We start from the raw sequence: 8,304 nt of genomic DNA on the forward strand, positions 1-8,304 counted from the left end.
CCACCAATCGGCCGGCTCGCTCTCCGCCCAACCGGGCCGCGGCGCCAGCACGGGGTACGCGGCACTCGCCTCGCCCGCTACCCTGCCGTCGCGCGTGAGAAGCAGCGCCTTGACCGAGCTGGTACCGAGGTCGATGCCCAGGAACACCCGCTCACCTCGCCGCGGTCAAAGCCCGACCTCGCCCAGGCGCCGCACGTCGGCGGGCGGGTGGCCGGCGCGCAGGAGGGGCGCTATCACGTCGGTGGCGAGGTCGGGGACGTAACTGACGAGCACGTCGCCCGTGCCGTGCGGAACGAGCAGCGCCCGCGTCAACGCCGCGGGGAGGAGGCAGGTGGCGCCGCGGGGCAACTCCTCGCTGCCGCCGGTCGCCTGCACCGCCACGGGGTCCGCCAGGTTGGTAAGGGCGAGGAAGCGCCCTGGGCCCACCCGGGCGGTCGTCTCGCTCGTGAAGCGCCAGCGCTCCAGCGCGAAGTGCGGTCCGGCACAGGCGAAGGTGCGGGTGAGGCCCCCTTCCGCTAGCGTCAGGCCGGGGAAGGGGGCGGGCCTGAACTCGCGCCGCAGCTCCGAGAGGGTGCGCCGTATGTTCTCGTCCCACACGCTCGCCTCGAGCGGCCTGCCGTACACGTCCGTCGGCATCACGCTCTGGGAGAGGTCGCTCGTCTGCTGCACCTCGAACACGAGGGCGCCGGGGCCGAAGGTGTGCAGGGTGCCGGCGGGGACGTACACCGTGTCACCAGCCGTCAGGGGCGCCTCGAACATCACCTCGGCGTGCGCGCCGGCCCTGAAGGCGTCGAACAGGTCGGCGTCGGTCAGGCCCGGCCTGACGCCCACCAGGGCGCTCGCGCCGGGCGCTGCCCACACGATGTGCCACGCCTCGGTCTTGCCGTTCGGCTCGCCGTAGCGCTCCGCCGCCACCGCCGCGTCTGCGTGCAGGTGCACGGGCAGGCGCCGCGACGCGTCGAGGAACTTCAGGAGCAGCGGGAAGCGCGGGCCGCGCCAGCCAGCGCCGACCAGCGCGCCCGGGTGGGCTCGCACCAACTCCCTGAAGGGGGTGCCGCTGAGCGCGCCGTTGACGACGGTGGCCTCGGTGGAGGCGTGATCGCTCACCTCCCAGCTCTCGGCAAGCGTGCCTTCCACATCGCTGAGCTTCCCCAGCAGCTCCGGGATGAGCCTGGCGCCGAAGGCGTACTGCCGCACGGGCGTCGAGAGCCTTATGGGGTACCACTGCACGACCGTCTCACCCGTCCGCTTCCCGCGCCGACAGTGGGCGCGCCGTTCGTGTGGGCCCAGTGTAGTCGAGACGGGACCCTCGGTCTCGATGGGTTCGTGTTACAACGTCGGCGATGCTCGGTCTGGACGTGCGGTTCCTGCCGGACGCCGCGCCGCAAGGCGCCGGCGCGGCCGACGTGGCGGTGGCGGACGTGGCGGTGGTGATCGACGTCCTGCGCATGACCACGACGGCGGCCGTGCTGCTCGAACGCGGCATGGCGAGCCTCACGGTCGTGGCGGGCGTCGACGCGGCGCGAGCGCAGGCGCGGAGCGTTGGCGCGCTGTTGCTCGGCGAGCGCGGCGGTGTGAAGCTCCCAGGGTTCGACCACGGTAACTCGCCGCTCGAGTTCGGCGAGCTCGACCTCGCGGCGCGGCGTGGGGTGCTCTGCACCACCAACGGCTCCAAGGCGGTGGAGGCGAGCGCCGCCGCGAGGCACCTGCTGCTCGGCGCCATCGTCAACGACGCCGCCGTCGCGGCGCGTGCGGTGGCGTTGGCGGAGTCGGGCATCACGCTCGTCTGCGCCGGCACGGAGGGGCGCGTGGCGCTGGAGGACGCACTGGGAGCGGCGTGCATCCTCGAGCGAGTCCTCGAGCTCGAGCCGGCGGCCGAACTCACGGACGCTGCGCGCCTCGCCCTCCTCGCCCTGCGCGCGGCGGGCGACCCGGAGGCGGGGGTGCGCGGTTCACGTCACGCCGCAACCCTCGCGGGCCTCGGCTTCGACGCGGACGTGGCCTTCGCGGCGCGGCGCGGCGCGTTGAGCCTCGTGGCCGAACGGGTGGCCGGGCCGCCCGCGCGGTTCGAACTCGTGGGCGACGGGCTGGCGCCTAGGCCGCCGACCGGGGCGCCCGGCAGCGCCGCCCCACGGTAGGAGCCGGAGCTAGAAGTACACCCTGGCGTCGAGGTCGTTGCGCGCGCCGGCCTCGAGGAAGTAGGCGCGCGCGGCCTCCAGCGCCACGGCGCTGCCCTCGGGGATCAGGGTGCTCTTCTCCGTCTGCAGCCAGAGCTCCTGGTCGCCGGCCTTCAGGCGGTAGTCGCAGATGCTGCCGCGGAAGCTGCGGAGCTCGACCCGCGCCGCCAGCCCGTCCCCGGCGGCGACCCGCAGGTCCTCGGGCCTGACCGCCACGAGCAGGTCGCGGCCGCCGGGGAGCTCGGCGGGCGCGGGCACGCTCAGGCGCTGCCCACCCGCGACTGCCACCGCGAGCCTGCCGCCCTCCCTTGCGACGACCTCGCCGCTCAGGTAGTTGACCGCCCCGATGAAGTCGAGCACGAACTTCGTGGCGGGTTGCTCGTATATGACGGTGGGCGGCGCGATCTGGTGCACGCGCCCGGCGTTCATGACGGCTATCCGGTCCGACATGGAGAGCGCCTCGTCCTGGTCGTGCGTCACGTACAGGATGGGGATGCCCACCTCGCGCTGGATGCGCTTGAGCTCGGCGCGCATCTGGTCGCGCAGCTTGGCGTCCAGGTTGGACAGGGGTTCGTCGAGGAGTAGCACGTCGGGGCGGGCCACGAGCGCCCGGCCGAGTGCGACGCGCTGCTGCTGCCCGCCCGACAGCTGGCTGGGCTTGCGGCGCATGAGCCCCTCCATGCCCAGGAGCGTCAAGAGGCGCGCCACCTCGCGTTCCTGCTCTCCTCTGGTGGCGCCACGCAGCCTGAGGGGGTAGGCGATGTTCTGCATCACGCTCATGTGCGGCCACACGGCGTAGTTCTGGAAGACCATGCCGATGGACCGCTCGTGCGTCGGCACCAGCGTGGTCGGTGCGCCTCCGCCGGTCGCCTCGAACACCACGCGCTCCTTGATGGAGATCTTCCCGGCGCTGGCGGTCTCGAGCCCGGCGATGCAGCGCAGCGTGGTCGTCTTGCCGCAGCCGGACGGGCCGACGAGGGAGAAGAACTCGTTCCCCGTGAGCTCGAACGACACACCCGCCACGGCGGTGAACTCGCCGAACACCTTCTCGAGCCGGTCGACGGCGACGGCTGTAGTCGTGCTCTCCACTCACACCCTCATCTCGTCGCCGGACAGCCACTGCGTCAGCAGGTACATGACCACGATGATCGGGAGGATCCCGACCGCCAACGCGCTGGCCCGCCCGGGGAAGCCGGAGTCTTGCATCAGGAAGATCCAGACGCCTATCGTCTCGTTCTTGGCGCTCCAGATGAGCGCCGACACCGTCAGCTCGTTGAACGCCGACATGAAGATGAGCACCCAGGCGGCGATCATCCCGGGCCGCATGAGCGGGAAGGTGATGTGCCTCAGGGTGCGCACGCGGTTCGCGCCGGACGTCGCGGCGGCCTCCTCCAGCGAGTCGTGGATCTGCAGCAGGCTGGCGCGGGCCGCACGCAGGCCGTACGCCATGTAGCGCATCAGGTAGGCGACCAGCAGGATCCAGATGGTGCCGTAGAGCACCGGCCCGACGGGCGGGTTGCTCCAGGCGAGGATCATGCCGATGCCGATGACGGAGCCGGGCAGCGCGAACGGCACCATGCCGATGGCGTCGAGCGCGGCCGCGCCGCGCATGCGCGCCTTGACGTGCAGGTAGGAGAGCAGCGCCGTGACGGCCACGAGGATGGTGGCGGCGAGGGGCGCCAGGATGAGGCTGTTGCGGATGCCGCGCTGCGCCCCGGCGTTCTTCCACACGGCCGCGTAGTTGTTCCAGGTGAGGGTGTCCGGGCTCAGGGGGGCGCCGTAGTACTTCTGCACGGAGGTCACGAGCAGCGCGAAGAGCGGCAGCACGACGATCACCACGATGACGACGAGCAGGGCCAGCGTCACCCAGTTGCGCGCCCGGCCGAGCTCGATGATGCTCGGCCGGATGGACTTGCCGGCGATGATGGCGTACTCGCTGCGGCCCCCCTCGAACTTGCCGAGCACCCAGATGGCGAGCGCGGCCAGCACGACGAGGAGCATGGACATGGCGGTGGCGAGCGGGAGGTCGGGGATGCTCAAGGCCTCGTAGATGCGGGTCGTGAGGACCTGGAACTGCACTCGCAGGCCCAGCACCGCCGGGATCCCGAAGTTGTCGATGCAAGATACGAACGCGAGCAGGGCACCGCCGATGACGGCCGGCCGTGCCAGCGGCAGGGTGATGTGGCGCATGATGGCGAACGTCTTGGCGCCGGAGGTGCGAGCCGCCTCCTCGAGGCTCGAGTCCATGCGCTGGAGGGCGCCCGCCACCGTGATGAACACGAACGGGTACTTCGTGATGCCGAGCACGAAGATGATGCCCACGGCGCCGTAGATGTTCCACGGCACGCCGCGCACGCCGAACGCGGACTTGTACAGGTTGCTGACGAGGCCGACGGGGCCCGCCAGTTGCACCCACCCCATGGCCGCGAACAGGGGCGGGATGGCGAACGGGAGGATGAGGAGGAACCGCAGCAGGTGCTTGAAGCGGACGTCCGTGCGCTGCACCACGAAGGCGGCGAGGGTGCCGATGACGGTGGCGAGGAGCGTGGCGAGGACCGAGACCCACACCGAGTTCCAGATGGCCTCGTAGTTCCTGGCGCGGGTGAAGACGGACTCGTAATGCTTGAGCGAGAAGCTGCCGTCGATGAAGACGCTGCGCAGGAATACCTGCACGAGCGGGTAGACGATCACGACGAGCACCAACAGCGCCAGCGCGACCAGCAGCACGACGCGTGAGTCGAACCGGCTCGAACTGGTGCGGCGGGCGCCGTGCAGCACGGTCAACTCACCCGGCGGGCCGGCGCAACGCGCGGGCCGGACACCGAGGCGCCCGGCGGCCGCGCGCCCGCGCCAGGTCGTGCCTCCCCGGAGGGAAGCACGACCGTGTCAGGCGGGGTTGGGCGCGCCGCGACCCGTGGGCCGGGGAGGGTCACCAGATCTCGGAGAACTTCTCGCGCAGCTCCGCGTCGTGCTCGGCGAGCCAGTCGTAGTCGATGGGCAGCGAGACGATCTTGTCGGCGGAGGGGAGCCCGACGGGCGGGGCGACGTCCGTCCGGACGGGGATGAAGAACTTGCTGACCATGACTTCCTGGCCGGCCTTGGACACGATGAAGTCGACGAAGGCGCGGGCGGCCTCCACGTTCTTGCTGTCGGCCGTGATGCCGATGGGGCTGGCGACCGTGACGGCGCCTTCCGCCGGGAACAGGAAGGCGACGGGCGCGCCCTCGGCGGCCTGGTTGGCCAACACGTAGTCGATGCCCTTGATGACGGCGAACTCGCCGCTGGTCAGGCCGCGGGTCACGTCGCCCGTGCCGCGCAGGAGCTGCATGCCGTTGGCGTGCGCCTTCTCGAACCACTCCCAGCCGAGGTCCTCGTTCGCAACGAAGGCCCCCAGCGCGGTGAACGAGGTCCCGCTCTGCAGCGGGCTCGCGAGCGCCGCGCGCGGGCCCCACTCGAGCAGCTCCGCCCAGCTGTGAGGCGCCTCGGCCTCGCTGACCTGCGTGGTGTTGTAGCCGATGCCCATGTTGAACACGCGACCGGCGATGAACATGTGGTCCTCGTCCTTGAGCTCCGCCGGCACCATGTTCGCCTCGGGCGACTCGTACGCCTGCAGCATGCCGGCCTCCTTGAGCTTCAGGAAGAAGGCGGGGTTGGCGGCCCAGATCACGTCGGCCGTGAGGTTGCCGGCGTCGTGTTCCGCGTAGACGCGCTGCTCGAGCTCGACGCTGCCCGAGTAGAGCATGTCGACCGTGACGTCGGGGTACGCCGCCTCGAAGGCGGCGATGATGTCGTCGACCACGTCCACCTGCATGGAGGTGTAGAAGTTGAGCGTTCCCGACGGTTGGGCCATGGCGCAACCGAGGCCCAGGACGACGAGAATGGCGCCGAGACGCAGGAACGAGGGGACGAAGCCGAAGCGGCGGCCGCTATGCATGATCGCACCTCCGAGGTTGTAGTGCCTGGCAGTCTAGCAGTCGCCGCGGTGGCGCGCGTCCGCCGACCCCGGCGGCGGCGCTCGTGGCAGCAACGAGCGAGTGGCGGATGTCATGCGTCCACCCCCGCCGGCGCCGGTCTAATGACCGGAACCGGCCGCCGGCCCCCTCGCGACCGGCATCCTGGCTAACGAACGGACGCCACATGGGTACCGCGCTTCTCTTCTTCCTCCCCCAGCTGGTCTCGTTGGTCGTGTTCCTGCTCGTCGGCGTGGTGCTCTACCGCGTATGGCGCCGCTCGGTGCGCGGCGAGCCCCTGTTCCGCGCACCGCGAAGGGGCGCCGTCTGGGGCGTGGTCGTCGTCGCGCTGCTTGGCCTCAGCCTCTTCACCGGCTTCGTGGGCGCCGCCGTCATCGGCGCGTTGGCGCCGCGGTCGGTGATGTTCGCGGCCGACATGGCGTGTCCGGGCGTGGTGTCTCACGCCTCGGTCGGTTACTCGTACAAGCCGGGCCAGCGCGGGGTCGCGCAGGTGTTCACGTGCACGGTGGCGGGGGAGGAGCGCGACATCATCCTGGCCACCTTCGGCTACGCGGGCCTCACCTTCAGCGCGGCGGCGTTCACGGTGCTGCTCCTGCTGGCGGTGACCGTGGGGCCGCGCCTCCCGGGGCTTCTCCGCTTCGCCCTGGGGCGCCTGAGTGCTCGGAGCGCGGACGTCGCGGGCGCCGCCGCCATGGCGAGCGCGGTGACGGACGCCATGAAGGAAGCCGCGGCCGGCCTAGCCGCCGGTGCGGGCGCCGCCCCGCCGCGCGCCGCGGCCACCGCGTCCGCGACGCCGACCGGGGGCGGGTCGGCCGGGCGCGGTCTCGGCGAGCGCCTCAGGGAGCTGGAGGAGCTCTACCGCGCCGGCAGCATCACGCGCGCCGAGTACGAGACGGCGCGGGCGAGGTTGTTGGCCGAGCTCTGACGCTCCGACCTAGCCTCGGTCGGCCCCGATCTCGCCGAGCATGGCCCTCGCGTACGACGACCGCACGGACTCCTCGCTCGAGGGTTGGTAGATGGCGGCGCGCACGTCGCGCGACAGGCGCTCGAGCTCGGAGCCCAGGTAGTAGTGACGCCCGCCCCCGGCGCGCACGCACTCGTCCACGGCGTGGATGGCGGCCTCCGACACCCTCGACTTGAGCCCCGAGAGCTGCAGGTACCAGCGGCGGCCGTGGTCGGTGGCGCCGGGAACGGGCTCGTGCGCGACGAGCGCGTCCAGGTCGTGGGCGAGCTTCTCGACCTGCAGGGCGGCGCCGTCCATGGCGATCGCGGCGCTCGCCAGGCGCCAGCGAACGTGGGGGTCGTCGGCCGCCGTGATCCCCTTGGTGATCGAGCGCCGAGCCGAGGCCCCCGCCGTGGCGACCGCCACCGCGCGCTCCCCCAGGCCGCAGTAGACGGAGGCGATGAGGACCTCGAAGCAGCCGAAGATGCCGAACCGCAGCGGGTCTTGATCCGGGCCCACCACCGTGGTGGCCAGCACGTTCTCGGCCCTCAGCGGCGCCCCTCGCAGCCGAGTGGTGCAGGAGTCCGTGGCGCGCATGCCGTGCGCGTCCCAGTCGGCCACTACCTCCACCTCGGGGGTCCGCTCCAGGATGCCGAAGACCAGGCGGGCGTCCCCGTCCTCGCCCGCCACCTTGGCGTGGACCACCAGACGCGTCCAGGCGTGCGCCATGGAGGTGAAGATCTTCGTGCCCGTCACGGCGTAGCCGCCGGCGCCGTCCGGCAGGGCCGTGCTGACGGCGTCGAAGAGCATGAGGTCGTTGCCGGCCTCGGAGATGCCGAAGGCGAACAGCTCGCCCGCGGCGGCCAGTTCCAGCACGCGGCGGGCCGCGCCGAGGCCGCGCTCCACGGCCATGCCCGCCGCTCCCGTGACGATCAGGTGCATGTTCACGCCAAGGGCCGCCGCCGGGTCGGCTCCCGCGAGGCGCCGCTGGAGGAGCGCGGCGTCGCCAAGGCTGCCGCCAAGGCCGCCCAAGTCGGTGGGCACCAGCAGCTTGAGGTAACCGCGGGCGCGGAGGTCGGCCAGCGTGTGCTCGAAGAACGTGTTGTCGCGGTCGTGCGTGGCGGCGCGCTCGCGGAACCTGTGCAGCAGGTCGTCGGGCAGCAGGAGCTCGGCGAGGTCTCGCTGGGGGATGGCCATGCGTCAGGATAGGCCC

The 8,304-nt window shown here is 71.7% G+C and carries 8 protein-coding genes; 2 read left to right on the forward strand and 6 right to left on the reverse strand.

The features are described 5' to 3' along the window. Window positions 1–147, reverse strand: a 147-nt coding sequence (locus tag H3C53_12890; protein ID MBW7917561.1) for a xylulose kinase, incomplete at its 3' end; no start/stop codon positions are given. A gap of 18 nt (window positions 148–165) precedes the next feature. Next, a complete protein-coding gene (locus H3C53_12895) occupies window positions 166–1,230 on the reverse strand; it encodes a mannose-6-phosphate isomerase (GenBank protein ID MBW7917562.1) in 1,065 nt (354 codons plus the stop codon). A gap of 113 nt (window positions 1,231–1,343) precedes the next feature. Here H3C53_12895 and H3C53_12900 point away from each other — a divergent pair, with 113 nt between their 5' ends. Next, window positions 1,344–2,138, forward strand: a complete 795-nt coding sequence (locus tag H3C53_12900) for a 2-phosphosulfolactate phosphatase (GenBank protein ID MBW7917563.1) — start codon at window positions 1,344–1,346, stop codon at window positions 2,136–2,138. A gap of 9 nt (window positions 2,139–2,147) precedes the next feature. Here H3C53_12900 and H3C53_12905 read toward each other — a convergent pair whose 3' ends face one another. The 3 genes from H3C53_12905 to H3C53_12915 form a co-directional block, all read right to left on the reverse strand. Then, window positions 2,148–3,266, reverse strand: coding sequence for an ABC transporter ATP-binding protein (locus H3C53_12905; GenBank protein MBW7917564.1), 1,119 nt, complete (start codon window positions 3,264–3,266; stop codon window positions 2,148–2,150). Beyond that, entirely contained in the window at window positions 3,267–4,955 is a 1,689-nt protein-coding gene (locus tag H3C53_12910; protein MBW7917565.1) for an iron ABC transporter permease, read from the reverse strand. A 151-nt stretch (window positions 4,956–5,106) separates the two neighbouring features. Beyond that, window positions 5,107–6,111 carry an ABC transporter substrate-binding protein gene (locus H3C53_12915; GenBank protein ID MBW7917566.1) on the reverse strand — a complete coding sequence of 335 codons (1,005 nt, stop codon included), beginning with the start codon at window positions 6,109–6,111 and terminating at the stop codon, window positions 5,107–5,109. Window positions 6,112–6,314: 203 nt separating this feature from the next. On the opposite strand from H3C53_12915, the gene H3C53_12920 reads away from it, so the two are divergent. After that, a complete protein-coding gene (locus H3C53_12920) occupies window positions 6,315–7,073 on the forward strand; it encodes an SHOCT domain-containing protein (GenBank protein ID MBW7917567.1) in 759 nt (252 codons plus the stop codon). 9 nt (window positions 7,074–7,082) lie between these two features. Here the strand turns inward: H3C53_12920 and H3C53_12925 are convergent, their stop codons facing one another. Then, entirely contained in the window at window positions 7,083–8,288 is a 1,206-nt protein-coding gene (locus tag H3C53_12925; GenBank protein MBW7917568.1) for an acyl-CoA/acyl-ACP dehydrogenase, read from the reverse strand. Window positions 8,289–8,304 lie beyond the last annotated feature (16 nt).

The organism is Trueperaceae bacterium, from assembly GCA_019454765.1.
Taxonomy (GTDB): Bacteria; Deinococcota; Deinococci; order Deinococcales; family Trueperaceae; genus JAAYYF01.

Coding starts and splice junctions, on each gene's coding strand:
- H3C53_12900 (MBW7917563.1), top strand. CDS start 1,344: ATGCTCGGTCTGGACGTGCGGTTCCTGCCGGACGCCGCGCCGCAAGGC.
- H3C53_12915 (MBW7917566.1), bottom strand. CDS start 6,111: ATGCATAGCGGCCGCCGCTTCGGCTTCGTCCCCTCGTTCCTGCGTCTC.
- H3C53_12920 (MBW7917567.1), top strand. CDS start 6,315: ATGGGTACCGCGCTTCTCTTCTTCCTCCCCCAGCTGGTCTCGTTGGTC.
- H3C53_12925 (MBW7917568.1), bottom strand. CDS start 8,288: ATGGCCATCCCCCAGCGAGACCTCGCCGAGCTCCTGCTGCCCGACGAC.